We start from the raw sequence: 25,986 nt of genomic DNA on the forward strand, positions 1-25,986 counted from the left end.
GTCGGAATGTTATGGGAATTTTGGGGTAATAGTTCCAATTTTAAGGTAAATATATTATGAGGAAAAAAATGGGAATGGGTGACATTGATGAACTGAAAGATCAGCAAAATGAATGGGATCAGGTAATTAATAAAACGGAAAAATTAAAGGAAGAAACGCTTAAAACCATGCTCCGGCTTAGAAAGGAAATTAGCTCTTTGTCTCAGTTAAAAAAGAAATTTCCTGAAAGCCGTAAAATTGACGATCGTATGATTGAATGCGATAAACTTTTAGAGGACAGTACGGAAATACTCAATGATATAAACAAGAAATTACCCGAATTTCAGAAACAAAAAGAGGCTCTTGAGCCGTTTATTAAAAAATATAGTGAGTCAACAGAATCACAACCGGACAGCTTAAAACCTTAAGACCGGTTGTGATATACAAATTGTTCCAAAAATGCCTGGATGCCGCGATTTGTTCGCGGCATCCAGGTGTGCGTAGTTCTGAACTTTGAACCACTGGTTCCCGCGAATAAATCGCGGGATGTAGACGTTTTTTAAGAATTAAAACCATGCAAAACTAAATGGAAACAGTACTAGCTACGTTAAAAAGTTAACCGATTTTTCAAGCGTATTTTATGGTTTTCTGTTCGGATAGTTGCTCATTCGTTGCATAACAACCACCGATTAATAACGTCGCACCGCTCAGGAGCAGGGCGATACCGGTGGCCAATAACGCAATGCTCAAGGTGGTGCCTAAAGGAAAAACGGCGGCGACGGCAAGCGCGCCTGCGAGAGCCTGTCCCGCGCCCAGGAATAATCCCGACGTCCCGGTGACTTTTAATGTCGCCGGCAGACAAGTGGAATGAGAGGATTGTATCGGAGACGATAGCAAGCGGTTTTTTTCACCCGTATGGTTTTTTCTCGTTTGAAAGAGCCTATCCGGATAATTGACGGGGGTTGATGGATGTATCGCGTTGCTTTGTGTTTCGTTGTGTTTGTCATCCGAACGGGAAACCACGGGTTGCGGCAACAAAGCCGCCAACTCGTCGCCAAGAGGTTGGTTTGTTTTTCTTTGGTACACCTGACCTGTGGCCGCCAGAGAGGCTAAATTGGCCAGTCCGTGAAGCCAGCAGGTGCTTGAGCCGGAAGGCTGCTCGGGGCCGGCTGTAAATGTTATTTTATGATTAGGGATGCTCTTTAAAAACTCATTATGCCGGCGATCCTGGCCGGCGGTTATGCCGTGACCGGAAGAATTTGTCCTGGAATCGGTCATAACAATACGTGCTATCTCCGTGCCGTCGTTGTTAAGTTCCGCATAAATGGCGTGCCAGTGGGCTCGTTGACCATTGGAATAACACCGCAAATGAGAGAATCGGGCGTTGGGTATTCCAAAGTGTGACGTGAGTGATTCCGCAAACAGATCGGGTTGGTTCATAATGGAGGCCAACTGGGTATCAAAGGAATCGACGCTAAAGAATGTCTCCGGGGAACGGGAGATGGTGGTTGGTTGTAACGCTTTGGTTAATTGCAGGAACAGACCACCAAGACAAGCCTGAACACTGGCGTTACCGGGTAGCACATCATCCAGAGCCAGGGGTGTGTCTTGTTTCATCAGTTCCAGTAAGGGATTCATGGTAATACCCGCAAGGTAGTACGGTTTTTAACCGATTATTTTCAATCTACCGCATTTACAAGGAACTGCCTATCAATTTTACATTTTTTTTGTGTTTTTTCGCTTCTGGCGAAACTTTAAAAACACGCCCTAATTTTTGAGCAGTGAGTTGACATGCTGCATTTGCTGGCTAAAGCTGGATTGGGGCTGGGATGTGCAGGGATAGGCTTTGGTGATACCAAGCCAGGCTACCTGGGATATCGTCATTTTATTTTTGTCACTCTGCTGGCTGGAGATCTCACGATAGGTTTGTACAATAATGCCGTTTAAGGTCACCGAATTTAAGGAAACGTCCTTTGGCAGACAAAAAAGAGGCCGGCCCTGACTTTTGGCCAGTTCGTTTGCCTGAAGCAGTGTTTCGGCAATAGTCTCGGTGGTAATGGTTAATACGTTGCGAGCGGAACGGGCCCAGGCCTGGGCTTGAGGATCGGCCTTCATCTCCATTTGCGGAATATTATTAGAAATATTCATGTAATGATCTATGGTGTCCGCATGAGTGAGTGCAGCCGCCAGGAAGAGGAATGAACTGATTAAAAGGCGCATGGTATGTCCTGTATTGTGATCCGAAAGTCCGATTTTGCACAAATAATAAACGATTGCAAGGCTTATAGACTGTACTGATTTTGCCGACAAGAATCAAGATGAAGGGGCTGTTGATATGCAAACGTTCGGCTGCCAATCTCTTTTTTGGATAAAGCAGGTGTACAAAACCTGTGCCGCTTAATGTTTCTTATGGCCGGTTTTGTTTATTGTCGAGGATGTATGGGCAGATAGCTTAAATGGTTACCGGTGTTTTCCAGCCCACATTCTTCATAAGTATTGTCAAGACACAGAAAAAAGTTTTGCGCACCGTGTTTCCTGGCGTCACGCACCGCGGCGTCCATGGTGGTGTAGATGGCCAATTCACGACCGTCATGGAGGTATTCGGTTTTTTTACCCTGAATTAACTCGACCAGATATTGTTGTAAATCGCTGCGGGAATAAATGAGGCCAACGGTTTTGTCGTCGGATAACACTAAAATTTCTTCCCGTGATATATTAGTCATAACAGTGGATCCAGTGAAATATATAGTAATTATAGAACAAGACGGGCAGTGTCCGTATAAAATAAGAACGCAGTCTCCGGGGACTGACAAAATATGGGAAGTCAATGTATGAAAATGATTTTGACGGGATTGGCCGTGATGATTCTCCTTGCGGTATTAGCCGTGTTGATGATGTATTTATTTCCAAAAATAAATTTTCGCGCCATGCCGGAGGGATTGGTGAATGGACGCCAGGATGAGCAAAAGCCTAACTGGGTCAGCAGCCTGGTTGCCCGGAATAACGCGCATTATATTGCGCCTCTCGCGATAAAAAATCTGTCTTCCCTGGCCGAATGTTTGTTAAAACAGGATAAAAATACAACACTTGTCAAGGTGGATGAATCATCTCTTATCGCTTATCGTCAAAGTACCGTGTTTCATTTCACCGACTGGATCGTCATTGACAGCCAAGGACAGGTCAGCGCTTCAGCGACTATGGGGCATTATGATTTCGGCAAGAATCGCCAATGGGTGGAAGCCATTCGGGCTTCGTGTACCTGATGACTGAACACCCGGGAATTATTGAAACACCTGTTTTTCTACAGGCTGATAAGATCACTGCGTCGGCCTGTTTTGGCGCTGTTCCCCCGAACGGATGAATACGGCAAGACAGTTCGGTCATTGATATTCCTTTATGGCGAGGTTTGTGTTTTGATCGCAGGTATTCTTATCAAATTTGGTGAGTCATGCAGGATTTTGCTAATAAAAAAATTGTTCTTGGGATCTGCGGAGGTATTGCCGCTTACAAATCGGCTTACCTGGTTCGGGAACTGACCCGTCTGGGTGCCACGGTGCAAGTGGTTATGACTCGATCCGCACAGGAATTTATTACGCCGCTTACCATGCAGGCGTTGAGCGGACGGGAAGTACGCTGTGATCTGCTGGATACCCAGGCGGAACGTGGTATGGGGCATATTGAACTGGCAAGGTGGGCGGATTATCTGCTGATAGCACCGGCATCGGCGAATTGTCTGGCAAAACTGGCGCATGGGATCGCCAACGATTTATTAAGTACCATCGCCCTGGTTACGGAAGCGCCTGTTGTTGTTTGCCCGGCCATGAATCGCAGCATGTGGGCGCATCCGGCCACCGTTCATAACAGCAAACTTCTTCGCGAGCGTGAGGTCATGCTGGTCGGGCCGGATGAAGGAAGCCAGGCTTGTGGTGAGGAAGGATTCGGCCGTATGAGTGACGTCGAAACGATTATCGCGGCCATGCGCCTGCATTCGGTGCAACATCTGCTTAAAGGCCAGCGGATAATGATTACGGCTGGACCAACCCGTGAAGCGATAGATCCGGTACGCTTTATCAGCAATCACAGTTCCGGAAAAATGGGATACGCCCTGGCTGAAGCCGCCCGTATGGCGGGTGCCGAGGTGATTCTGATTAGCGGGCCAACGGCCTTGGCTCCGCCGGCTGGTGTCAGTTTCTATTCCGTACAATCAGCCAGTGCCATGCACCGGCAGGTCATGACCCATTTCAAGGCGGGTATGATATTTATCGGCTGTGCCGCCGTAGCTGATTTTACGGTAAAAGCCGCTTGTGAGCATAAAATCAAAAAAAAGGACAAACCGTCCCTGACCCTGAATCTGACCGCGAATCCGGATATCATCGCCGAAATCGCTGCCTCCGGCAAAGCGTCTTATGTGGTCGGTTTTGCTGCGGAAACTTCCGATTTGCTCAAGCACGCGAAAGAAAAACTGGCTGCCAAGAAAATGAATATGATCATCGCCAATCAGGTAGGGGAGGGTATGGGTTTTGATAAGGACGGCAATCAGGTGACAATTCTCACCGCCGAATCACAAACCGAACTCCCTCTGGCTCACAAAACCCGTCTGGCCGGACAGATTATTGCAATTTTGGCGGCAACTATTCAAAATGGCGCATCCATAAAAGAAAGGATATGACACATGCCTCAAGCCATTCAACTGAAAATTCTTGATCCCCGCGTCGGCAGCGATATTGAGTTGCCGTCTTACGCCACGCCCGGCTCCGCCGGTCTGGATCTGCGGGTTTGTATTGATGAGCCGATGCAGATAGCACCTCAGGAAACGGTGTTATTGCCGACGGGTATCGCCATTTATATCGCCGATCCTGATTTGGCGGCGGTTATTCTGCCACGTTCGGGGTTGGGACATAAACATGGCATTGTATTGGGTAATCTGGTCGGACTGATTGATTCCGATTATCAGGGCGAATTGAAAATTTCCTGCTGGAACCGCAACCAGGAACACTTTACCGTCCATCCCGGTGATCGCATTGCGCAACTGGTGTTTCTGCCTGTCACCCGCGCGGAATTTGCCATTGTGGACAGTTTTGCCGAATCCAGTCGCGGAGAAGGCGGTTTCGGAAGTTCCGGGAGAGGGTGATGAATTATCGGGAACGGCTGATCGATCGTTCTGTTTTCCGGGCTTACGATATCCGCGGCGTGATCGGAGAGCAACTGGACGTCCATGCTTTTTATACCATCGGCAAGGCGGTTAGCTGCCGTTTGCGGGACTTGCAACGGGATCATATTTTTGTGGCCCGCGACGGGCGATTAACCAGCGAGTCCTTGTGTGCGGCGCTGGCGCAAGGGTTGGTCGACAGCGGCATCCATGTGGTGGATTTGGGCATGGTCGCATCGCCGGTTCTGTATTACGCCACGCATGTACATGGCATCGATTGCGGTTTGATAGTGACAGGCAGCCATAATCCGGCGGAATATAACGGCATCAAGATTGTATTGGCCGGCAAGACGCTGGTTCAAAAAGATATCGATGGCCTGTTTGAGCGGGTTCGTCCCGGTCATTTTCAACAAGGTGCAGGTACTCTGCAATCCAGGGACATTATTGCCGATTACATGGCGCGTATTGTGACCGATATCTCCCTGGCCCGTCCCTTGAAGGTGGTGGTGGATTGCGGCAACGGTGTAGCCGGCCCGGTCATTCCCGAAGTAATGACGCGTTTGGGATGTGACGTCGTTTCCCTGTATTGTGAGGTTGACGGCCGGTTTCCAAACCATCATCCCGATCCTACTATCGAGGCCAATTTAAGGGATTTGAAAGAGGAAGTCGTGCGGCATCAGGCGGATATAGGCCTGGCTTTTGACGGGGATGCCGATCGTTTAGGGGTTGTAACGGAACTGGGCGAAGTTATCTGGCCTGATCGTTTGATGATGTTTTACGCGCGTGATTTATTGCAGGGCAAGCCCGGAGCCACCATTGTTTTTGACGTCAAATGTTCCAGCCATCTGGCCAGTGTTATTGAAGAGGCTGGCGGCGTGGCAAGGATGTGTCCGACGGGACATTCCATTGTCAAATCGGTGATGAGAGAGGAAAATGCGGCCCTGGCAGGAGAAATGAGCGGTCATCTTTTCTTCAAGGATCGCTGGTATGGCTTTGATGATGCCCTGTATAGTGCCTGTCGACTTCTGGAAATTATCAGCCGATCGCCTTTACCGGTTAGTGAACAGTTTCATCAGATCCCCAATGGCATTAATACCCCTGAAATAAAAATACCAATAGCAGACGATGAAAAATTTGTGTTCATGCAACGTTTCAGTGAGGAAGCCGATTTTCCCGATGCGACGGTGATTAGCATCGACGGATTGCGTGTGGAATTTCCCTGCGGCTGGGGATTGCTGCGTGCTTCCAACACCACGCCTTGTCTGGTTGCGCGTTTTGAAGCAGATGATAAAAAAAGTCTGGAATTGATCAAAAATCTGTTTAAAACGCAGTTGCACAAAATAAACGGGGCATTACCCCTTCCATTTTAGGTTCTGTTTTTTATAAAAACCCGGTAGCCCGTAAGGAGGCCTGCGGCCGTATTGCGGGTTTGATGTGCCAATCAGGAACGTTATCCGGCATACAGCGAAGCCTTCATGACGGGCTGCAAGGTGTCACGTCCTTTCATGTTATGGCTCAACAAGCCCTAGCCAGTGGTGGGCGATATCAATGCGGCGAGCTATCCAGATCTCTGGAAATTGGCGCAGATGACGGATGAATCGTTGCAACGCCATCGCCCGTGCAGGATGACCGCTGAATCGGGGATGCAAGCCTATGGACATGAGGGTTGTTCGGTTTTCCTGATAGAGAAAATCAAAGGTGTTGGTAAGCAGATTATAAAAATCATTGGCTTCGCAAAACCCAGGCGAGGTGGAATAACGAAAATCGTTGCAGACCAGCGTGTAGGGAATGATAAGATGCCGGCCTTCATAGTAGGGCAGATCGTCGGCATAGCTGTCGGAATCGTAAACAAAGCCCCCGAGTTCGAGCAGAAGGGCGCGAGTTTGTTCACTGCGTCTGCCGCTATACCAGCCTTGTGGTTGTTTACCAGTCAGTTTTTTAATAGTGGAAACGCATAGCCGGATATGTTTTTTTTCTTCACTGCGCGACATCAAGCCGTGATCAATCCAGCGCCAGCCGTGTCCGGCGAGTTCATGATCCGAATCCTTGAAATATTGGCATAATTCCGGATTCATGCGCAGTGCCTGGCCGGTGATAAAAAAGGTAAGGGGAATTTTTTCTTGCTCAAACAGGCGCAGCAAACGCCAGATCCCGACGCGACTGCCGTACTCAAACAATGATTCCATGCTCAAATGACGCATGCCGGCCGGTTTGGCTGTCAATGGGAATTCACCGCCGTACATTTCAGCCGTCTCATCGTTATTAAGGGGGGTTCGTTCGGCGCCTTCTTCATAGTTGATAACAAAATTAATGGCCATTCTTGCGCCATTGGGCCACTGAATATCAGGAGGATGGCGACCATAGCCAACCATGTTTCTTGGGGTTTTGCGATTATCCGAGCTCAAAGGTCGTGATCCCATAAATGTTTTCCATAGGTAGCTCCGGCGGCTCTTTCAGATACATACGGGATGTTTCAAACACTTTTTCCATTTGATAACGGTTGACCATAGCCACGGCGTGAGGATTGGTTTCGGGAATATCCAGAAATATCCTTTTCCACTTGGCATAACTTGTCATGGCCAGAAACAGATCGTCGGCAATGGCGGTCGTGTCGGCAAAGAGCGGCCCGATTTTAAACCCGTGCAGACAGGATCGGATCACGCCATAACCCTTTAGTTCATCGTCACGGAACCATCCGAAGGCCGCGCACTGCGGTTGACTGATCCAGCAACGTAAAAAATTGGTTCTCGGAGCGGGAAAATGGCGGCGATCATAATGCGATAATGCCTCGAAATGTTGTGGTAATAATGGTTTGATGGCCTGAGGCAACGGGCTTACGACCGGCAATGACTGGCCGCTGTACCGGGCATTGGCGTGGGCAACCTTATAACCAAGACGTTCGTATTTGGATAGCATGGCGGGCACGCCGTCGATTCCGGCATTACGATCACCTACATAAGCGAGCCTTTGTTTGGTCAGTTCCAGGCCGTACCCTTTGCCGCGATAAACAGGATCGACGATATACAGGCCGCAGAAAGCGAATTGTTCATCGTAGATTACGGCAGAACCCACCGCGATAATCTGGTCATTCAGTTTGCCGGCAAAAAAACCGTTGGGATCGGCTTGATAAAAACATTCCGCATCATGCAAACCGGGATTCCAGCCTTCGTTGGTAGCCCACTGCATGGCTAGTTGTATTTCATCCCGTGTCATGCGAGTGACGGTATAATGAGCTGGCATAATCCTTTTCCTTCTTCTTAATGCTATTTCCATCAGGCTTCTATTTTTAATATAGCATTTTCACAGCATTTAAAAAGCATCCATACCGGGATTAGCCACGCTTTTGCATGGCGTACTAAAAAGGCATTTTGAAAAATTCGCAGCCTGTAAGGAGGCTGCCGGCCGGATTGCGGGTTTCAGAGTAATGCGGCATGATTTGGCACTTTGGATTTTTTCCATGTCCTGCTACAGTTATCTTTTTTGCCATTCGGGTATGTGAATCATGATAGTGACAAAAGAGATTGAGTATCAGGATGACGGGGTAAGCTGCCGTGGTTATCTGGCTTATGATGAGCGGAATCAACAACCCATGCCCGGCGTGATGGTCGCGCCTGATTGGGGCGGTCGGGGAGAGGCGGCCTGTGCGAAGGCAAGACAGCTTGCTGAAATGGGATACGCCGGTTTTGCTATCGATATGTATGGGAACGCTCAATTAGGCCATGATAAAGTACAACGCCGGGCATTAATGACCCCCTTTATCCAGGATCGCGCCCGTCTGGCAGCTCGTATGAAGGCGGCGTTTGAGGCGCTCACCTCACAGTCCTCCCTGATCGATGCGAAAAAAACGGCGGCCATAGGCTATTGTTTTGGCGGGTTGTGTGTTCTTGATTTGGCAAGAACAGGTGCGGATATACGGGGCGCTGTCAGTTTTCACGGCTTGTTGTCCGAACCCCGGGGTGTGCCTCAAGCCGCGATTCGCGCTAAATTACTGGTTTTGCATGGTTACGACGATCCGTTGGTGCCGCCGGAGCAAGTGACTCAATTTGCCGCTGAAATGACCATGAAAAAGGCCGACTGGCAAGTGCATATATACGGTTTGACCGCCCATTCCTTCACTGATCCGAAGGCCAATGACGATGAAATGGGGTTGCATTACAATAAAACGGCTGATTCGCGCTCGTGGACAACGACCAGCCAGTTTCTTAAGGAAATACTGGTTCTTTAATGATTGCTGGCTTTTACTGATCCAGCGCTCACATCATCAGAATCTGTCAGTCTTTCCCGGGAAGTGGTTTTTCATGGGATAACCACGGCTGATCATAGTGAAAATCCTTTCTGGCCTGCTTAAGGGTACTGCCGGAGGCAACGGCCTCTATTATTTTTTGTTCGGTCACCTGAATGTTTTGTGCCTTGTCGAGCACGTCATCGACAAGGGATACGGGAATCACGAGCACGCCATTATCATCGCCAAAAATAAAATCGCCCGGATGGATGGTGACGCCCTGAATGGTAACCGGGCATTGTTCCCCGGATTTTTGCACCCGGTTTTTGCCGGTACGCATATAGGGGTCGAGATAAAACAGCGGGTAACCGCTCTTGCTAATCTGTTTTATGTCGCGAGCGGCGCCGTTGATGACGGTTCCGGCCAATCTCCGCATTAAGGCAACCCGGGTCAGGATATCGCCCCATACCGTGCAATCTACCCGCCCTTGATTGTCTATCACCAGAACCGCTTTTTCCGGAACGTGATCGATGTAGTTGGCGGCTTGTTTAAAGGAGGCGACGGGTTTCTTATAAGGCTGGTATTGCACGGTATAAGCGGGGCCAATCAGTTTTTTTCCCGGAGACAGGGGTTTGATGTGTAATAAAGCGCCTTCCACACCGCAGGCGTCGAGGGCGTCGGAAATTTCCGCCGAGTTGTATTGCTGCAAGCCGTTAATTCGTTTTTGCAGCAGGGCTTGGGGATTACCGGCCGTTTTGGAGGGCGCGACAAGAGAGGCGGCCTGTTCGATGATGGCTTGCGCCATGTCGTTTGTTGAACCATGACCGCCGATGTCATAAGTTGTCACGTCCGTCTCCCTGGCCACGTGAGTGACCGCCTGCCGGATGGCTTGAGCCGCTTTGTCATAGCCAAAATGTTCAAGCAGCAGGCCTATAGTCAGAAACATGGCGCCGGGGTTGGCGCTATGAGGTTTGATTCGGGGGCCGCTGCCATGCACCGGCTCGAAATAACAGCTATGATGGCCAATATTGGCGCTGGGGGCAAACCCCAGGCCTCCCATGACGGCGGCACCGACATCGGACAACAGATCGCCAAACATATTTTCCGCAACGATGACACCAAACTCCTGCGGTCGTTTTACCAGCCAGAACGCGACCGCATCCACGTTTCGGATTTCTGCTTTAATATGCGGGTAATGTTGGGCAACCGACTCAAACAGCTCCCGGGCAAAAGCACTGCTTTGTCTCAATACGTTGGGTTTGTCCGCAAACGTGACCAGCGACATTTTCCGTTGATGGGCGTATTGAAAGGCAAATTCAAACAGGCGAAGCAAACCGCGCCTGCTTTGCAAGCGCAGGGTACAACTTACCTCATCGTTGGGGATCTCTTGCCAGAACCGGTGCTCCTGCAGCAATGTCCGGATGGGGGCGGGGATCGGGTGAAAATCAAAGCCTGAGTACAAACCTTCGGTATTTTCACGAATGACGCAAAAATGAAAAGGGTTGGATTCATCAGTGATATTGAAGCAGGGCCGGACGTTGGCAAATAAATCCAGCTGTTGTCTTAACTGAATCAAGGGAGAAATATAAGACAAACCTTGTTGTTGCAGTTTTGCAGGCAATTCCTGCAAGGCTTCACGCTGTGGTTTGCTGGTGATGGCGCCAATCAGGGTGGCATCGCTGTCCCGGATCAATTGCCAGGTGCTTGCGGGAATGGGTTGCCCGGTTTTTTGCCAGCATGACCAGCCTATGTCGCCTTGCCGGATGGCAACCGGTAATCGCAAGGCGTGAAAAACAGGCAAGGCGGCTTCGGTGACCTCCCGGCCTATGCCGTCACCCGGTAAAACAGCGATGTTGAGTCGGTCGTTACGTTTCGCCACACAAAACCTCCTGAATCAACGGTTTGCAGAAAGAGGGATTATCCTGTAAAACCCGCATGCTTGCTTTCGGGACAATAACGAGTTTTCCTGTTGCAGGAGGAATAACATTGTTGGCGTTGACCAAATCGGAACAGGCGCCAATCAAATGCAAATGAGGATGTGTCGTGCTCCTGACAATAGCGGAGGAATCCGTCGCCAATACTCGCCGAAGTCCGGTGATCATGCGTTTTTTGGCATCAGGTCTATCGAGTGATGACCAGTCGCTAAAGGGTTGTGGATTGGGATGATAAACGTGCCTGTATAATAAACTCAAGCCCTGTTCCAATTGATCCGCTTCACAACAGGTTACGACTTGCCGAAGGGTCCGGGAAAGGGTTTCATCGGCAAAGGTGGGTGCGGACAATAACAGTACGGGACGCGAATAGTTTTCCAGTACTGAAAAACATTGCTGCAGAATGACTCCGCCGAACGCAAAACCGATAAACGCGTCGTACTGGCCGGAATAATCGGCAATTTGTTGTTGCCAGGCTTCGTAATAGGCGGTGTCAGGCAGCGATTGATCGATAACGGTCAGTGGGTCAAGAAGTTCCAAATCACAAAAAGGTGTCAGAAAGGAAAGCGAAGCGGCAATGCCGGCCATCTCAGAGGAGTCCGGCATAATTGGGGCAATGACTAATACGGCTTTTTTTTTCATGGTTTTCTCGTGTCGGGTTGTTTCAGTCCGTTTGTCGTTTATAGTATGTTTTCATCTCCGCGGTGGACAGATCGGCAATGCCCCGGATGAATTCATCCATTTCGAGCTCTTCCTGACCAATATGTAACACACGCCGGACATAGTTGGCTGCGGCTACAACCTCATCGAGATCATAGTTTGGCAGGCCGCAGGCGTGCAGATAGGCGATGAAGAATTCCGTTTTAAGATTGCCCGTTCCCTTGCCCATACCGGCCAGGGATGCGTCCACGTATTGCGCGCCTGCCTCTATGGCTGCCAACGTGTTGGTCTGCGCCAGGCCCAGGTTATCGTGGGCGTGGAAACCAAAAGCCGCAGGATAGCGCTGTGTGTAAATTTGAAATATTTTTTGTACTCTCCCAGGCTGCAGGCTGCCATTGGAATCAGCGAAATAAATCAGATCCGGCTGATGTTTCATGGCCGTCGCCACCACATGATCCAGCTCCTGTTCCTGATATTGCGAGGCGTGAATAAAATTCACTGAAACCCGCATACCATACTCGCGAACCATATCAATCACCGGGCAAGCCGTTGCTACTCCCCCGCGAATCACGCAGATCCGAATCAGATCGACGCCATTTTGTTTCAGTTCGCTAATGTCGGATGCAGAAACCTTTTCAGGGTGAACCATGACGGCCATTTGCGACTGCTTCATCAAAGATCGGCAATATGCAAGATAGTCCTGCTCACAGAGTCCGGCGCACCCGATGTCCGGTATGGGATGAAGCGAACCGTTACGATAGCCGATTTCAATGTAATCGAGTCCCGCCTTGTCGAGAAGGCCAATGATGTGTTTCAGCTCTTCCCGGCTGAAATGAAAATTCGTCCGATGCCCTCCGTCCCTCAGGGATACATCCAGTACTTTTAATGCGTTCATACAACTATCCTGCGGTGTTAATAGGGTCAGTATTCAGATCAGAAGACGGTATATTGCAGCTAAAATGGGCAGTAAAATGACACTTCTAATATAAAATGCTGTTCTTTTATTGGTATATAGCACATAGAGATAATAAATGGGATGTCGGTAAAGAAGTGCCCGTACGATGGGTTTGCTGACTCGCGTCGGCTTGCCGTGCATGGGACTCTCATGAATACGGACGCTTGGTGTGCCGTTGACTTCAATGATAACGCCGTTTGACTGTTCGACAGGGACGCCAAGATCCTCGCATTCCACGTCAATACCGGCTAAAGTTAAATTCATAACTGCGGCGGTCTTAATGAATAACCTGCGGTTTTTCCTGCACATTTTGTTGCTGATCGCTTCATAGGATCCGCCGCGTGACGCATTGCAGGTATAGCACAGGACAATGCACTCATCCTGTTTTGGTATGTATTGAGGGGTTATGTTCAACTCCCTGAGCCGGATGTGACATTCCTCGTCTATAACGATGGGGCCAAGGGTATCACTGATTTGTTTTCTTTGCCGATTGGCCAGCGCCACCAGTTCGATAATGGTATGTTGGCCATCGCCGGTAACACGGGCGGGATAGCGTTCCAGTACCCCGATGATACGGTTGTTAAACACCAGAATACGAAAGGATTTTAAACGGCCATGAAATTCCTCGATGGATATAAAGTTGTGTTTTTTCCCGGCAAACACCTTGCCCGTCAGGCGGTGTAATTCTTCATAGTCGGGAATGTTGCACAAGACATCTTCTCCAAAAGCGCCTGAGGTGGGTTTGATAACCAGCGGGAAGGTTAAATCAGCGATGATATTGCGTAATTTACCCTGTTTGAAATCATCGATATGAATGGCCGTGGCTTTCGGCACCGGAACGCCGGCTTGTTGAAGGAGTTTGTTGGTGCAGTATTTGTTTTCTGCGAGCATCACGCTGCAATAGTTGTTCCATGGGGTGTGGCCGCCGCGAAAGTGATAGGTTTTCTTGCCTAATCGAATCACAAAGCCTTCAATTTCGGATACGTCCTGAATGGGTAAAAACAATTCCCGCGCGCTTTTATAGTAGCATTCTACGTTTCTGTTGTAATTGACTCCCATGAAAAACCCCATTCATACAAGCAGTACATTCTAGCATAACCCGATTACGGAAGCGATGAGACGGAAAGACTCTACCTAAAGTATAGTGTATGGTCAGACACTTTTTAGGCGGGTGGTAAAAAGCAGTTCGGACAGGCCCCGCTCGTTTTGGTGACGGGCGATCACCTGTTTTTGCTCCAGAATATCCAGGTGGTGTTTTTGACAAAGACGGCGAAGATAATCCGGGTGGTGGCTGAATCGGGCGCTTTCCTGCAATTGCCAGGATTGTGAGGAACTGATTTCCGTTGAAAACAGGAAATAACCCTCAGGCACCAGGCGGCGGCTGATGGCGGCAAACAGAGAGTCGAGTTCCCCGAAATAAGGCAGAACATCCGCGGCGACAATCAGCCCGTAATGGTGGGGATCCTTGTTCAGAAACGTCAGCAATTCCGACTCGACCGTTCTGTCATAGAGACGTTTTTCTTTGGCCTGTGCCAGCATTTTGGACGAAATATCAACACCGGTCAGATCTCGGCTGAATGATCTCAGGACTTCGCCGGTAAGACCGGTACCGCAACCGAGATCCAGAGTACGCTCAACGTCGTTAAGAGACAACGCCTCACCGATTTGTTGTATATGCCGGGGAAGCGAGTAGTGTAAAGGGCCTTGCATATGCTGATCGTAATACAGGGCATAGTTATTAAATAAATTGGCCGCGTATTTCTCACAGGTTTGCCCCGAAGTTGTTGTGCCTTCCAGAGCTTGCAGCATATGCCGGCTGGCCGGATCCTCGGGATTTGCCGCAACCGCGCGTCGGAGTAACGTTTTGGCCTGTTGCCGATCCTCAAGCCGTAGGTACACGGCAGCCAGATTATTGAGTGCCGCAAAATGTTCGGGTTCCAGGGCGAGCAGCGTTTCAAAATGGCCGATGGCTTCGTTCAGGTGCCCCAATGCCATTTGTGCGACCCCGGCGTTGTATAAATATTCGGTATTATCCGGTGCGTCCTGCAACAACAGGTCATAATGCATCAATGCGTTTTCAAAACGATCATAATGCATGAAGGTGGCGGCCAGATTGTTGCGGGCATCGAGATTGTAATTATCCAGAGCCAGCGCCTTGCTGAAAAAATCAACGGCCAGCTGCCCTTGTTGCCGCTTCAAGGCAATAACGCCGAGGTTAATCAGAGCTTGTGTATTCTCAGGATCCTGGATCACCACATCCTGAAACGCACGTTCCGCGTCGTGAAGCTGGCTGGCTTCGAGGCAAAGCACGCCAAGGTAAAAGCGTGCGTCGATATTGTCCGGGTTTAACTCCAGAACGTTATTGAATTGAGTGCGGGCCGCCTGTAATTCGTTGTGCTTTAACAGCAACAAGCCCAGGTTGTAATGGGCGGAAGTGAAATCCGGTTGGGCGTGGACGGCCAGACGATAGTGGTGCAAGGCGTTTTTGTAATCGTTTTTTATGGCATAAATACCCGCCAGATTGCTGTGAGCCTGGGCATAATCGGGCTTTATCGCAATAGCTTGTTGATAATGCCGGATGGCTTCGTCAAAGCGGTTGAGTTTGCGACAGGCGTTCGCGAGATTATTGTGCAGGGTTTCATCGTTGGGTGCGGCTTGAAGCGCCCGCTTGAAACAATCAATGGCGCCAGTCATATCGTTCAGTTGCACATGAATTAATCCCAGATGGCGCAGCGCCGGTTCATGCCCGGGCTGATCCTGTAATATCTCTTCAAATAAGTGAATGGCTTGCGGCAATTGTCCCTGCTGTTGCAGTCGGCAGGCTTGTGCAAAGCGATCAGGCCTGGAAGTCACGGTTGTTTTACCATCGTAATATGCGGGATGCCGTCCATGTCAAACGGTTCGCCCTGCGCGTTAAAACCATACCCTTGATAGAAGTCGTGTAGATAGTTTTGGGCGGTAATGGTAATGGGGCGTTCGGGATAATGGTTGCCCAGAAACCCTAAAATAATTTCCATCAATTGTTTCCCAAGACCCTGTCCGCGATGCGAGGGGGCGGTCACGATACGACCGAAACTCATGGCATGGTCGTCGTAGGGCAGAATTCGGGCGTAGCCAATCAGGCGATCGTCTTCACGGATCTGCAGGTGCATGGCGTGTTGATCCTTGAAATCCAAATCCTGATAAAAACACGCCTGTTCTACGATAAACACGTCGCTGCGTAACGCCAGAATCTCGTAAAACGTATCCAGATCCAGGGCTTCAAAAGGTAGTATGGTTATATTCATCATAGTAAGGTGGTCAATTGTTGTTGTAAAAGCCGAAGTGCCCGGGCACGGTGACTGATGTTATTTTTAATTTTAGCAGGCAATTGCGCCATTGTGCATCGGTGGCTGTTCAGATAAAAGACCGGATCATAGCCAAAACCATGCTCACCCGCGGCAATGGTGTTTATCCTGCCGTCAATGCGGCCACAGGCAATAAGCGGTGTCGGATCGTGGCCATGTTGAACCACGACAATGGCGCAGTAAAAATATGCCTGGCGTTCGTTTTCGGGGATATCGCGTAATTTGTCGAGCAACAGGGCCATATTGTCCTTATCATTGGCTTGTTCTCCGGCGAAACGCGAGGAGAAAATCCCGGGTTCGCCGTGCAGCGCCGGTACCACGAGGCCGGAATCGTCGGCAAGTGCCGGTTGGTCGGCGATTTGGCTGGCATGACGAGCCTTGATAATGGCGTTTTCGACAAAGCTCAAACCGGTTTCCGCAACGTCCCTGATCCCGAGAATGGCTTGCGGAATGCAGGTGATGGGCGCGAGCAGGGTGCTGAGCTCCGCAATTTTACCGGGGTTGCCGGTGGCTAGAATAATTTTTTTCATAGGCATCATGATAAACCAAAATATATATTAGGGCGTGTCCTCATTCTGTTTCCATTTCGTTTTGACAGGTTGTCTGTCATTCCCGCGAAGGCGGGAAACCATCCTTGATTTGGCTCCAAGCTTGATTCACTATGGTTCCCCGCCTTCGCGGGGATGACAACATGTCAAACATTCCGGTCAACCATTCCGGTCAACCTGTAGCCCGTCATGAAGGCGAAGCCGAAATGCCGGGTAACGTTCCTAATTGGCACATCAAACCCGCAATACGACCGCAGGCTAGAAAATAGTACATGGCCAGCAACTGTTGAGTTCTTTCGCTTTTTTATGGAATAGAAATGACGTGTCAGCCAGACCTTCCGTTCGTTTAATCAAATCCTCAATGCGTTCGCCACGCTCCAGAACTTTATCGATGTTGTCTATCATGATCTTTTTTACCTCGCCAAGTTCCTGCTTTACCTGTTCCACTTTTTCATCACGCGTGTATTTTTCCATATGGGCGGCAACGGTTTCCCTATCAACGCCTATGTTGAGCAGGTAATAGGCAAGATAACGCATTTGCTCGATCGTCAGTTCGGTATCACATACGATCACGCAAGCCTTGTCACCCAGTTTCTGGCCATAAATATAATATCCGTCAAGGTAGAGGCAATGACAAAATCCGGGTTGCATCTGGCGAACGAAGTCATCGATGTCTTTTTTCCATTTCCCTAACGCTTTTCTGGCAAAGAGGGTCGTGGGATTATAGGTGTTCCCTGGAACATGCCATTGAAGAGACTCCCCGTTAAATTGCGTGGCCAGCGCGTAACTTTTCATGATTCATTCTCCCTGTAACATCGATTTTAAAATTACCATGAAAGAGGATATATTGACAGATTATGTGAAAAACAAGCGGATATGACGATGACTTTCGAGGATTATTTTGCCTGCTATGGTGCAAAGGATGCGCCATTTATGCACGAGCAATGGCTCAAATGGCGCGAGCTTCAGCCTCTTAAGGGGTTGACTGGCCTGCATTGTGTGCCTCTGGTACCCAATACCTTATTGAAAATCGCTTGTCTGGTCGCGGCGGGGATGGAGATAACGGCGGTCAATCCTGAATGTTTACGCAACGACACGCCATCATGTCAACGGGCTGTCGCCTGCCTCGAATCCAGCGGAGTCCGGTATGTTGCGGACTGTTATGATTTACGGCAACAACGGTTTGATATCTATTTTGATTGCGGTGCGGAGCTTTATCAAAAACTGGGACGTCCGGCGATTGGGGCGGTGGAATTGACAGGCTCCGGGGATGATTTTTATCGGCGGCAGACGCTTGATTTTCCCGTTGTCAGTATTGACAGAACCTTGACCAAACAACTGGAAACCGTGTTTGGAACGGCGGTGAGCGCGGCGTTGGCAATTGAGGAGTTGACGGGCTATAATCCCGCGGAAAAATCATGGCTGATTTTCGGGTTTGGTAAAATCGGACGTGGTCTTGCCTGTTACTGCCAAAAATATGGTGTCTCCTTTACGGTTGTCGAGCCGTGCCCCAACGCGTGTCGTGCGGCAACGGCGCTTGGTATTGCCTGTATTTCGCCGCTGGATAAAAAGGCTGTTGCCGAGGCCGTGTCTCGTAGTGATATCGTTATCACCGCATCAGGCAAGAAGGCTATTATGGACGAGTACCCCGTGGAGTGGTTTGAGAACAGGATTCTCGCTAACATGGGCATTTACGATGAATTCGGCGCCCGGTTTTGCAAGGAGCGTGTATTAAACCATAAAGCGCCTCTTAATTTTGTCCTTGAGGATCCCACACCGATTCAATACATGGATCCGGAGTTTTACGCCCACAACCTGGCTGCGCTGGATTTGCTGGAAGGCGACAGGCGCCCTGGTGTGTATGATTTATCGCTAATTCAGGATAATACGATTATCAGGCAATGGTGCCAGTATCATCGGGTTTCCGACAAGGATATTCAAAAATGGTTTATTCCGCGCGACGAATTTAGAGCGTGAATTTTTTATCTTATATGGGAGGTGTTTGTGCGGTTTTTTCAAAATAAATGTCTGGAACAAATAAGGGATTATTGTCAGGGGCAATCCCTGGAAAGCCTTCAGAAACTCAAGGAACAATATGGTGACAGTATTGAGAAAAATTCTGTTCAACTCGATGAGAACGAGCATTTAATTAATGAATTGAATGTCCGGATTTCCGCGTTGTCATTAAACGAGGATGAAGATAGAGAGAGAAAAGAACGGGAACGTCAAAATAATCTGGATAATTTGCCAAGTGATCCGACGGAGCGTTATTTAATGATGCAAACGCTAAATTTTGATGCGCATTACGGCTTTATTTCTATTGATAGTGAGAAAAATGAGCTGGAACGTCAAAGACAGGAAATTTTAAAAAATTGCAGATCGATCCAACAGGAAATACATTCGTGCGTCCAGGAGTTACGTATTGTTCTTTCTGTATTTGCAGAAAAAAGCAAGGCTGAAAAAGAGTTAGCCTCTGAGCAAAGGAGCGCTTATTCACCAGGATAGTTTTTTCACGATATGGCTCGGTGCGCGAGTATTCTTTCCGGTAGCATTTCCATGTCGTTTTGACCGGTTCATTTCCAGGCCAGGGCTCCTGGCCTGACAAAATTGCATCCAGAACTATTACCACTTCCATTTAGTTTTGACAGGCGCCTGTCATTCCCGCGCAGGCGGGAATCTATGGCTAAATTGGCTCTGTGCTATATCAGGCATAGATTCCCGCCTGCGCGGGAATGACATGAAATGGCACACTTTGTGCAATGCTACTTGTCAAAATTAAATGGAAACAGTAGTATTACGCGCGTGATTTATGTAATACATTCTTTTTGACACATTTTTTGTCGCAAGTTCGGCCAGAAAGTGTTTCCCAGCCGCCACCTAACGTTTTATAAAGGCTGATCAAATTAGTGAGCGTACGAGTTTCAGAGCTTATCATTTCAGATTCGCTGTTGTTTAATGCCCGTTCTGTATCAATCAAAGCCAGAATATCATCCTCTCCCCATTTGTAACGTTGGCGTGCCAGATGAAAGGAATGTCGGTTGGCTTTAACCGCCGCAAAGAGGCGATCTTTGGTATCGAGCTCCTGTCCGTAACGAACCAGAGCCGTTTCCGCTTCTTTCAATGCGTTGAGAATGGTTTGCCAGTAGTGCAGGCCGGCCTGCTCGGCGCGTATTTTCTGACGTTTTATATTGGCACGAATTCGACCGCCCTGGAAAACAGGCCAGTTCATGGATGGTCCAAGTGTCCATGCGCCGCTTGATTTATTAAACAGCTTATCGAAAAAGACACTGTCGAGGCTGATATCGCCTATCAGGTTGAACTGGGGGAATAGCTCGGCGGTGGCTACTCCTATTTCCGCTGTGGCGGCGGCCAGTTGACGCTCTGCCTCACGCACATCAGGCCTGCGACATAAAATATCGGAACGCAGCCCGATGGGAACCGGTTTGCGAGGAAATTGCAGGGGGCGGGTTGCCTGGACTTGTTTGAGAATAGCCTGAGGCTCCTTACCCAGCAAGACGGCGATTTGATAGGCGTTGGCGTAGATCTGCGCCGTTAAATTGGGCAGGGACGATTCGGTCGTTTTAAGCTGGCTTTCAGCCAGGGCGACATCCAGTTCATTACCCGAACCGACTTCATATTGTTGTCGTACAATGCGCAATGTTTTGCGTTGCAAGGCAAGATTTTTATTTCTTATCCGTATTTCACGCTGCGTCCCGCGCAGTTCCACATAGTTACGCGCCACTTCAGCAACGACAGATAGCAAAACATTCCGTTCGGATTCAATGGCCTGGCCGATTTCCGCCTCACGGGCTTCTATGGCGCGTCTGGTTTTGCCGAACAGATCCAGTTCCCATCGTGAATCGAAGCCCAGACTGTAGAAAGGTCTTTGCCGATTAATCAAATCGATCCCCGGAAAATTCGGGAAAAAGCCCAATTCCCGGCCCTGTTTACTGATTCGCAAGGAATTGACCAGCGTTTGGGCGTTGATTTGCGGGTAAAAGCTCGCCGCATCGATTTGCCGCAAGGCTCGTGCTTCCAGGATACGGGCTCTGGCGATTTTAATGTCCAGATTGTTGTTTGCCGCTTGCCTGATATACTCATTGAGCAATGGATCGTTGAACTCTTTCCACCAGCTTAAATTCACCGGAGCAGGGGACGTTGCCTGATGTGCCCGTTTCGTGGCGGACCATTTCGAGCTTGTTTTTAACTCCGGATTTTTATAATCGGGTCCAACCGTGCATCCTGTCAGCAAGGAGCCGAAAAGCAGGAACAGGGGGATTGTGTTTCCTTTCATCAGGCGTTCTACTCCACGCGTTTCTTAAAATACCATCCTGCCACCGGAAGGGTAAAAATGCCAATCAAAATCATCGGCCAGATACTGTTCATGACATCATGCAGCGGCAAATTTTTCAGAAATAATCCCCGCACTGCGACGAGCGCGTGGGTCAATGGATTGAACCAGGTCAGTTTTTGCAGCCAGTAGGGCATGTTTTCAATAGGGGCGGCATATCCCGACAAGGTCACGGCCGGCACCATAAAAATAAACGCGCCTAAAATGGCTTGTTGCTGGGTTTTGGACATGGCGGAAATAAAAAGCCCGATACCGACCGTGGACATGATAAAAAGAAACAGAACAAGAAACATCAAAGACGCCGAACCGGTAAAGGGTATTTTAAATACCCAGATGGCTGCAACCCAAATCAGGCATCCTTCCGCCAGCCCAATGATAATGGCCGGAATGGTTTTACCCAGTAAAATTTCATAAGAGGTCAGGGGCGATACCAATATTTGATCGAAGGTGCCTAATTCTCGCTCGCGGGCTACGGACAGCGCGGTGATCACCAGAGAAATCAGCATCGACAGAATACAAACCAGCGAAGGAACCGTAAACCAGAGATAAAGAAGATTTTCGTTAAACCAGTTACGGGAAATCGTAATAACTGGCAAGGAAGCGAGGCCCTGCTGTTGTTTCAACTCCTGATTGTACGTTTCAATGATGGTACTGATGTAGCCATTGACAATTTGGGTGGCGTTAGAGCGCCTGCCATCCAGAATGAGTTGCACTCCAACAGGGGAGTTGGCTTCCAGTTTACGCGAAAAATCCTGTGGTATGACCAGAGCTGCCATCGCTTTTTGATTATCTATTATGGGCTTGATGGCGGATTGCCGGTTAATAAAAATAATATCGGTAAAGGTCGGCGAACCGACCAGTCGCTGGACCACTTCATAACCGTGTTTGCCGTGATCCTGGTTATAAATGGCCAGAGCGACGTTTTTTACTTCCAGGGTTGCGGCGAACGAAAAAATCAGCAATTGCAGGATAGGTGGCACAATAAGCACGATCCGGCCTTTGGGATCACGGAACAACGTCAATACTTCCTTGATCATTAATGCACGCACTCTTGGTGAAAAAATAACAAATTTTGTCATTAATCAAGCCTTTTTCTGGTTTTTCGCGCCGTTATTAAAAAGAAGATCATTGCTATCACAGCGATGGCCAGCAAGGATTTACCCAGCAGCGCCCAGACATTCCCGGTCAGGAAAATGGTCTGCAGACTGGTGACCAGATAACGGGCTGCAAAAACATAGGTCAACAACTGGATGGGTTTGGGCATGGCCGTGATTTCAAAGATAAAACCCGAGAGCATGAAAGCGGGTAAAAACGCGGACATTAAAGCCATCTGGGATGCTACGAATTGATCTTTGGCCGCGGAGGAAATCAATAACCCTTGCCCCAGGGCCGCAATGAGAAAAACGGCTGAGACAAGACTTAATACCAGCAGGGATCCCCGAAACGGAACATGGTAATACAGCGTGGCAATCACCGTACACAATAGCATGGAACCCATCCCTAAAATAAAATAGGGTATCAGTTTGCCAAGTAGTATTTCATAAATGGTCACGGGAGTAGCCATCATGGCTTCCATGGTTCCTCTTTCCCATTCCCGGGCAATCACCAGCGCGGTAAGCAGAGTGCCAATCAATGTCATAATAATGGCTATCGAACCAGGGATCAGGAAATCACGGCTTTTCAGATCCAGGTTGTACCAGTAACGGGGTTCCATACGGATTTGTCGTCCGGTTTCTATCGTGCCATTCATAAAAGCCTGTTCGTTAAGCCATACCTGCAATACACCGAGCGCGTAATTTTGCACAAACGAGGCTATGTTGGGTTGCGAGCCGTCGGCGATGACCTGGATGGGAGCACTTTGCTCCTGTGTCAGATATCTGGCGGTGAAGCGTTGTGGAATATCAATAATCCCGCGTATGGCTTCGATAGCCAGTTCATTATTGAAGTTGCGGCGATCTGTTCCGATTCGGACATCCAGAAAAGGGGAATGGGCAAACGAGCTGGTCAGGCTGGTGACCGTAGGATTGTCGTTTTCCATGACCAGTCCTGTTTTAATCAGGTTATTGTCCAGATTGACCCCATAACCAAAAATAAACAGCAAGATCAGAGGCAGAACAAAGGCGATTAAAATGGTGCTTGGGTCGCGTAATATCTGCAAGGTTTCCTTATAAATCAATGCTTTTAAAATCCGGATATTCATGATTTAAGCCTCCGGATCTTCGTGTTGTTGTTTTTCGTGGTCATGCTCCTCAATGAGGGCGATGAAGGCGTCTTCCAGGGAAGGGTTGGGATTTTCGGGGTTACGGACTTGATCCTTGAGATTGTCGGGGGTTCCTGTCGCGATATTTTTACCGCGATAAATCAGGGCAATGCGATCACAATATTCCGCCTCATCCATAAAATGCGTGGTGACCATGACCGTGACCCCTTTGTTGACCATGCCATTGATATGTGTCCAGAACTCACGTCTTGTGATGGGATCAACGCCGGAGGTTGGTTCATCCAGAAACAATACGTCGGGTTGATGCATCACGGCGCAGGCCAGGGCAAGGCGTTGTTTGAAGCCCAAAGGCAGGTTGCTGGAGTTTTGCTTAAGATGTTTTTTTAACTCGAAAATTTCAATCATGTCATCTATTTGCTGTTTTTGTTTTTTTCCGGATAATCCGTATAAACCGGAAAAAAGCCGCAGGTTTTGTATGGCGTTTAAATGCCCGTAAAGAGAAAATTTCTGAGCCATATAACCAATTCGGCTGCGGGCTTTTGAGGAGGCGGTTTTTAAATCAAGCTCCATCACCTGAGCGCTGCCTTCTGTTGGCTGTAATAAGCCGCACAGCATTTTAAACGTGGTGGATTTACCCGCTCCGTTAGGGCCAAGCAAGCCAAAAATTTCCCCACGGTAAATGGTGAATTCGTTGTTGGATACCGCGGTGAAATCCCCAAATTTCTTGGTTAGTTTTCTGGCTTCAATAACCGGTTTGTTATTTTCCGGTTTCATCGGTATTTGTTTTGCCAGGGGAGATGTTCCGCCGCCGCCACCTCCTAAAATATCAACAAAAGCATCTTCAAACCGGGGTGCTACGTCCAACCAGCTGATTCCCTGTACATCGGTCAGGGCGGCGAGATCCGGTTTGTCCTGATTTTCACCTAATACCACACGGATATTTTTTCCCTGGATCACCCCATCCACGACCTGCTCGCAATCCAGTATTCGGGTTAGCATTTTTCGTCTGCTTTCAGAGGGTACCCCCCTGATTTGAAAGGTACGGCCATCGACGCGATCCAGAAAGGAAGCCGGCGGACCATGATAGAGATTAACTCCCTCGTTCAATAACAGAATCTGATCGCATTTTTCGGCTTCATCCAGATAAGCGGTTGACCATACGACCGCCATGCCTCCTTGCAGCAATTCCTGAACCATTTTCCATAATTCGCGGCGCGATATGGGATCGACCCCGACGCTGGGCTCATCTAAAAGCAGCAAACGGGGTTCACCAATCAAGGAGCAGGCAAGGCCAAGTTTCTGTTTCATACCGCCGGACAGATTCCCTGCAAGACGTGATTGAAAAGACGTTAAATCGGTGAATTGCAGCAGTTTTGCAAATTTGTGTTTGCGAACATCACCGACAACCCCTCTTAAATCGGCGTAAAGCCGTAAATTTTCAATGACGCTTAAATCCTCATACAAGCCGAATTTTTGCGGCATATAGCCGAGGATGTCATGAATTCGCTCCGGTTCGGTCTGACTGTTTAAGCCATCTACTGTAATCTTGCCTTGATTAAGAACCAGCAACCCGCAAATCAGCCGAATCAGGGTTGTTTTTCCCGCACCATCCGGCCCGACGAGGCCTGTGATCTGGCCGGGGTAGATGGCTGCGGAGATGTCGTTTAAGGCCGGTTGATCATTGCCCGGAAAATGTTTAATAACCGAGTCAATGATGACCAGAGGTTCACTGCGGTTCATGGTCTTGGTGTTGATTAAGATGAATTTTAACGGTCACGGGCATGCCTTGCCGCAAACCGTTATCGGGATTGTTGACAACTACTCGTAAACGATAGACCAGGTCGGTGCGCAACTCCGTCGTTTCCACGGTTTTCGGAGTAAATTCCGCTTGCGGCGAGATGAATCCCACATGCCCCTTATAGGGATTGTCGGGATTTGAATCGGTAAATACCAGGGCTTCCTGTCCCGGATAAATACGGCCTAAATCGGGTTCGGGAACGTAGGTTCGGACCCATACAGGACTATCAATGGCCAGGGTATAGACGGGTTGGGTTTCGGTGACCACCGCCCCCGGTTCCCGTACTCGCGTTAGAATAGTGCCGTTGGTGGGGGAATGGATTTCGGTATCGTTCAATGCGATTTCTGCTCTTGCTACACGGGCTTTCGCGGTGGCCGTGCGAGCTATCGCTTCGTCTCGCTGGGCGATGGCGTCATCGTATAACGCTTTGGAGACCGCGCCATCCTTAACCAGTCTGGAGCGTCGTCGAAATGTACGCCTGGCATTTTGCTCGCTGGCACTGGCCTGGGCCAGTTCCGCTTTGGCCATATTCAGATCGGCGATGAAGGTGTCCTTGTCCAGCAGGGCAATCACAGTCCCTTCATTCACGTGATCGCCTTCTTCCACGTTCATGGTTTTAAGCCTTCCCGATACCCGAAATGAAAGTGCCACATCACGGATATCCACGTTACCGTATAAAATCAGCCAGTTCTCCTGGCGTTCCCGGCGCAGGTAATCATTAACAAACCATGCTGACACAGCGGCAAGAATAGCGATAAACAAAACGGGAATGATGATGTTTTTCTTTACGGTCATTGCTTTCTTCATGAATACAAGCGGCAAAAT

The 25,986-nt window shown here is 49.0% G+C and carries 26 protein-coding genes; 8 read left to right on the top strand and 18 right to left on the bottom strand.

All coding sequences use genetic code 11. From position 1 onward, the window contains the following. Window positions 1-56 precede the first annotated feature (56 nt). Complete coding sequence (locus tag CKW05_RS02620; protein WP_058484439.1) at window positions 57-407, top strand: hypothetical protein; 351 nt, start codon at window positions 57-59, stop codon at window positions 405-407. Between the two features lie 199 nt (window positions 408-606). On the opposite strand, the gene CKW05_RS02625 is transcribed toward CKW05_RS02620, so the two are convergent. The 3 genes from CKW05_RS02625 to CKW05_RS02635 form a co-directional block, all read right to left on the bottom strand. Further along, window positions 607-1,617: a hypothetical protein gene (locus CKW05_RS02625; protein WP_058484438.1), complete on the bottom strand. Its 1,011-nt coding sequence runs from the start codon at window positions 1,615-1,617 to the stop codon at window positions 607-609. Window positions 1,618-1,746: 129 nt separating this feature from the next. Next, entirely contained in the window at window positions 1,747-2,199 is a 453-nt protein-coding gene (locus CKW05_RS02630) for a hypothetical protein (protein ID WP_058484437.1), read from the bottom strand. Window positions 2,200-2,402: 203 nt separating this feature from the next. After that, entirely contained in the window at window positions 2,403-2,702 is a 300-nt protein-coding gene (locus CKW05_RS02635) for a hypothetical protein (RefSeq protein WP_058484436.1), read from the bottom strand. 108 nt (window positions 2,703-2,810) lie between these two features. Between CKW05_RS02635 and CKW05_RS02640 the strand changes: the two genes are divergently transcribed. From CKW05_RS02640 to CKW05_RS02655, 4 genes are all read left to right on the top strand, one after another. Then, window positions 2,811-3,242, top strand: a complete 432-nt coding sequence (locus CKW05_RS02640) for a DUF1499 domain-containing protein (protein WP_058484435.1) — start codon at window positions 2,811-2,813, stop codon at window positions 3,240-3,242. Window positions 3,243-3,427: 185 nt separating this feature from the next. Continuing rightward, window positions 3,428-4,648, top strand: coding sequence for a bifunctional phosphopantothenoylcysteine decarboxylase/phosphopantothenate--cysteine ligase CoaBC (gene coaBC, locus CKW05_RS02645; RefSeq protein WP_058484434.1), 1,221 nt, complete (start codon window positions 3,428-3,430; stop codon window positions 4,646-4,648). Between the two features lie 3 nt (window positions 4,649-4,651). Beyond that, window positions 4,652-5,110 (top strand): dUTP diphosphatase, encoded by a 459-nt coding sequence (gene dut, locus CKW05_RS02650; protein ID WP_058484433.1) that lies wholly within the window; start codon window positions 4,652-4,654, stop codon window positions 5,108-5,110. Next, window positions 5,110-6,498, top strand: coding sequence for a phosphomannomutase/phosphoglucomutase (locus tag CKW05_RS02655; RefSeq protein WP_058484432.1), 1,389 nt, complete (start codon window positions 5,110-5,112; stop codon window positions 6,496-6,498). Before dut ends, CKW05_RS02655 begins: the two co-directional genes overlap by 1 nt. 138 nt (window positions 6,499-6,636) lie before the next feature. Here CKW05_RS02655 and CKW05_RS02660 read toward each other — a convergent pair whose 3' ends face one another. Together CKW05_RS02660 and CKW05_RS02665 are read right to left on the bottom strand one after the other, a co-directional pair. Next, window positions 6,637-7,548: a polysaccharide deacetylase family protein gene (locus tag CKW05_RS02660; protein WP_058484431.1), complete on the bottom strand. Its 912-nt coding sequence runs from the start codon at window positions 7,546-7,548 to the stop codon at window positions 6,637-6,639. Next, a complete protein-coding gene (locus CKW05_RS02665) occupies window positions 7,520-8,368 on the bottom strand; it encodes a GNAT family N-acetyltransferase (RefSeq protein WP_058484430.1) in 849 nt (282 codons plus the stop codon). The genes CKW05_RS02660 and CKW05_RS02665 overlap by 29 nt, the downstream gene beginning before the upstream one ends. A gap of 262 nt (window positions 8,369-8,630) precedes the next feature. Between CKW05_RS02665 and CKW05_RS02670 the strand changes: the two genes are divergently transcribed. Next, window positions 8,631-9,353, top strand: a complete 723-nt coding sequence (locus tag CKW05_RS02670) for a dienelactone hydrolase family protein (RefSeq protein WP_058484429.1) — start codon at window positions 8,631-8,633, stop codon at window positions 9,351-9,353. 46 nt (window positions 9,354-9,399) lie between these two features. Here CKW05_RS02670 and CKW05_RS02675 read toward each other — a convergent pair whose 3' ends face one another. The 8 genes from CKW05_RS02675 to CKW05_RS02710 all read right to left on the bottom strand — a co-directional run bounded on the left by CKW05_RS02675 (window position 9,400) and on the right by CKW05_RS02710 (window position 17,586). Further along, on the bottom strand, window positions 9,400-11,229 hold the full coding sequence (locus CKW05_RS02675; RefSeq protein WP_058484428.1) for an isocitrate/isopropylmalate family dehydrogenase: 1,830 nt from the start codon (window positions 11,227-11,229) through the stop codon (window positions 9,400-9,402). Beyond that, window positions 11,216-11,923: a hypothetical protein gene (locus CKW05_RS02680; protein ID WP_058484427.1), complete on the bottom strand. Its 708-nt coding sequence runs from the start codon at window positions 11,921-11,923 to the stop codon at window positions 11,216-11,218. The genes CKW05_RS02675 and CKW05_RS02680 overlap by 14 nt, the downstream gene beginning before the upstream one ends. A gap of 22 nt (window positions 11,924-11,945) precedes the next feature. Next, window positions 11,946-12,836 (bottom strand): beta/alpha barrel domain-containing protein, encoded by an 891-nt coding sequence (locus CKW05_RS02685; RefSeq protein WP_058484426.1) that lies wholly within the window; start codon window positions 12,834-12,836, stop codon window positions 11,946-11,948. A 33-nt stretch (window positions 12,837-12,869) separates the two neighbouring features. Further along, window positions 12,870-13,955 carry a UDP-N-acetylmuramyl peptide synthase gene (locus tag CKW05_RS02690; RefSeq protein ID WP_058484425.1) on the bottom strand — a complete coding sequence of 362 codons (1,086 nt, stop codon included), beginning with the start codon at window positions 13,953-13,955 and terminating at the stop codon, window positions 12,870-12,872. 93 nt (window positions 13,956-14,048) lie between these two features. Further along, window positions 14,049-15,749 carry a tetratricopeptide repeat protein gene (locus CKW05_RS02695; RefSeq protein ID WP_058484424.1) on the bottom strand — a complete coding sequence of 567 codons (1,701 nt, stop codon included), beginning with the start codon at window positions 15,747-15,749 and terminating at the stop codon, window positions 14,049-14,051. Then, complete coding sequence (locus tag CKW05_RS02700; RefSeq protein WP_058484423.1) at window positions 15,746-16,186, bottom strand: GNAT family N-acetyltransferase; 441 nt, start codon at window positions 16,184-16,186, stop codon at window positions 15,746-15,748. Before CKW05_RS02700 ends, CKW05_RS02695 begins: the two co-directional genes overlap by 4 nt. Beyond that, entirely contained in the window at window positions 16,183-16,773 is a 591-nt protein-coding gene (gene rdgB, locus CKW05_RS02705; protein ID WP_058484422.1) for an RdgB/HAM1 family non-canonical purine NTP pyrophosphatase, read from the bottom strand. The genes CKW05_RS02700 and rdgB overlap by 4 nt, the downstream gene beginning before the upstream one ends. Window positions 16,774-17,049: 276 nt before the next feature. Continuing rightward, on the bottom strand, window positions 17,050-17,586 hold the full coding sequence (locus CKW05_RS02710; RefSeq protein WP_058484421.1) for a hypothetical protein: 537 nt from the start codon (window positions 17,584-17,586) through the stop codon (window positions 17,050-17,052). An 87-nt stretch (window positions 17,587-17,673) separates the two neighbouring features. Between CKW05_RS02710 and CKW05_RS02715 the strand changes: the two genes are divergently transcribed. Together CKW05_RS02715 and CKW05_RS02720 are read left to right on the top strand one after the other, a co-directional pair. Continuing rightward, the gene (locus CKW05_RS02715) at window positions 17,674-18,768 is read left to right on the top strand and encodes a Rossmann-fold NAD(P)-binding domain-containing protein (RefSeq protein ID WP_231950671.1); all 1,095 of its coding nucleotides are present in this window, start codon (window positions 17,674-17,676) and stop codon (window positions 18,766-18,768) included. A gap of 27 nt (window positions 18,769-18,795) precedes the next feature. Then, window positions 18,796-19,296, top strand: coding sequence for a hypothetical protein (locus CKW05_RS02720; RefSeq protein WP_058484419.1), 501 nt, complete (start codon window positions 18,796-18,798; stop codon window positions 19,294-19,296). 289 nt (window positions 19,297-19,585) lie between these two features. Here the strand turns inward: CKW05_RS02720 and CKW05_RS02725 are convergent, their stop codons facing one another. The 5 genes from CKW05_RS02725 to CKW05_RS02745 are packed head-to-tail and all read right to left on the bottom strand — an operon-like array spanning window position 19,586 to window position 25,956. Beyond that, window positions 19,586-21,085 (bottom strand): efflux transporter outer membrane subunit, encoded by a 1,500-nt coding sequence (locus CKW05_RS02725; RefSeq protein ID WP_065238427.1) that lies wholly within the window; start codon window positions 21,083-21,085, stop codon window positions 19,586-19,588. Between the two features lie 8 nt (window positions 21,086-21,093). Next, window positions 21,094-22,221, bottom strand: coding sequence for an ABC transporter permease (locus tag CKW05_RS02730; RefSeq protein WP_058484418.1), 1,128 nt, complete (start codon window positions 22,219-22,221; stop codon window positions 21,094-21,096). Then, on the bottom strand, window positions 22,221-23,342 hold the full coding sequence (locus CKW05_RS02735; RefSeq protein WP_058484417.1) for an ABC transporter permease: 1,122 nt from the start codon (window positions 23,340-23,342) through the stop codon (window positions 22,221-22,223). Before CKW05_RS02735 ends, CKW05_RS02730 begins: the two co-directional genes overlap by 1 nt. 3 nt (window positions 23,343-23,345) lie before the next feature. Further along, entirely contained in the window at window positions 23,346-25,103 is a 1,758-nt protein-coding gene (locus CKW05_RS02740) for an ATP-binding cassette domain-containing protein (RefSeq protein ID WP_058484416.1), read from the bottom strand. After that, a complete protein-coding gene (locus tag CKW05_RS02745) occupies window positions 25,090-25,956 on the bottom strand; it encodes an efflux RND transporter periplasmic adaptor subunit (RefSeq protein ID WP_231950673.1) in 867 nt (288 codons plus the stop codon). The genes CKW05_RS02740 and CKW05_RS02745 overlap by 14 nt, the downstream gene beginning before the upstream one ends. Window positions 25,957-25,986 lie beyond the last annotated feature (30 nt).

This window comes from Legionella spiritensis (genome assembly GCF_900186965.1).
Taxonomy (GTDB): domain Bacteria; phylum Pseudomonadota; class Gammaproteobacteria; order Legionellales; family Legionellaceae; genus Legionella_C; species Legionella_C spiritensis.

Excerpts from the sequence above, each read along its gene's own strand:
- CKW05_RS02655 (WP_058484432.1), top strand. The coding sequence starts at position 5,110 with ATGAATTATCGGGAACGGCTGATCGATCGTTCTGTTTTCCGGGCTTAC.
- coaBC (WP_058484434.1), top strand. The coding sequence starts at position 3,428 with ATGCAGGATTTTGCTAATAAAAAAATTGTTCTTGGGATCTGCGGAGGT.
- CKW05_RS02710 (WP_058484421.1), bottom strand. The coding sequence starts at position 17,586 with ATGAAAAGTTACGCGCTGGCCACGCAATTTAACGGGGAGTCTCTTCAA.
- CKW05_RS02635 (WP_058484436.1), bottom strand. The coding sequence starts at position 2,702 with ATGACTAATATATCACGGGAAGAAATTTTAGTGTTATCCGACGACAAA.
- CKW05_RS02735 (WP_058484417.1), bottom strand. The coding sequence starts at position 23,342 with ATGAATATCCGGATTTTAAAAGCATTGATTTATAAGGAAACCTTGCAG.
- CKW05_RS02715 (WP_231950671.1), top strand. The coding sequence starts at position 17,674 with ATGACTTTCGAGGATTATTTTGCCTGCTATGGTGCAAAGGATGCGCCA.
- CKW05_RS02620 (WP_058484439.1), top strand. The coding sequence starts at position 57 with ATGAGGAAAAAAATGGGAATGGGTGACATTGATGAACTGAAAGATCAG.
- rdgB (WP_058484422.1), bottom strand. The coding sequence starts at position 16,773 with ATGAAAAAAATTATTCTAGCCACCGGCAACCCCGGTAAAATTGCGGAG.
- CKW05_RS02665 (WP_058484430.1), bottom strand. The coding sequence starts at position 8,368 with ATGCCAGCTCATTATACCGTCACTCGCATGACACGGGATGAAATACAA.
- CKW05_RS02670 (WP_058484429.1), top strand. The coding sequence starts at position 8,631 with ATGATAGTGACAAAAGAGATTGAGTATCAGGATGACGGGGTAAGCTGC.
- dut (WP_058484433.1), top strand. The coding sequence starts at position 4,652 with ATGCCTCAAGCCATTCAACTGAAAATTCTTGATCCCCGCGTCGGCAGC.
- CKW05_RS02725 (WP_065238427.1), bottom strand. The coding sequence starts at position 21,085 with ATGAAAGGAAACACAATCCCCCTGTTCCTGCTTTTCGGCTCCTTGCTG.
- CKW05_RS02740 (WP_058484416.1), bottom strand. The coding sequence starts at position 25,103 with ATGAACCGCAGTGAACCTCTGGTCATCATTGACTCGGTTATTAAACAT.
- CKW05_RS02700 (WP_058484423.1), bottom strand. The coding sequence starts at position 16,186 with ATGATGAATATAACCATACTACCTTTTGAAGCCCTGGATCTGGATACG.
- CKW05_RS02690 (WP_058484425.1), bottom strand. The coding sequence starts at position 13,955 with ATGGGAGTCAATTACAACAGAAACGTAGAATGCTACTATAAAAGCGCG.
- CKW05_RS02745 (WP_231950673.1), bottom strand. The coding sequence starts at position 25,956 with ATGACCGTAAAGAAAAACATCATCATTCCCGTTTTGTTTATCGCTATT.
- CKW05_RS02685 (WP_058484426.1), bottom strand. The coding sequence starts at position 12,836 with ATGAACGCATTAAAAGTACTGGATGTATCCCTGAGGGACGGAGGGCAT.
- CKW05_RS02730 (WP_058484418.1), bottom strand. The coding sequence starts at position 22,221 with ATGACAAAATTTGTTATTTTTTCACCAAGAGTGCGTGCATTAATGATC.
- CKW05_RS02640 (WP_058484435.1), top strand. The coding sequence starts at position 2,811 with ATGAAAATGATTTTGACGGGATTGGCCGTGATGATTCTCCTTGCGGTA.
- CKW05_RS02625 (WP_058484438.1), bottom strand. The coding sequence starts at position 1,617 with ATGAATCCCTTACTGGAACTGATGAAACAAGACACACCCCTGGCTCTG.
- CKW05_RS02680 (WP_058484427.1), bottom strand. The coding sequence starts at position 11,923 with ATGAAAAAAAAAGCCGTATTAGTCATTGCCCCAATTATGCCGGACTCC.
- CKW05_RS02660 (WP_058484431.1), bottom strand. The coding sequence starts at position 7,548 with ATGGGATCACGACCTTTGAGCTCGGATAATCGCAAAACCCCAAGAAAC.
- CKW05_RS02630 (WP_058484437.1), bottom strand. The coding sequence starts at position 2,199 with ATGCGCCTTTTAATCAGTTCATTCCTCTTCCTGGCGGCTGCACTCACT.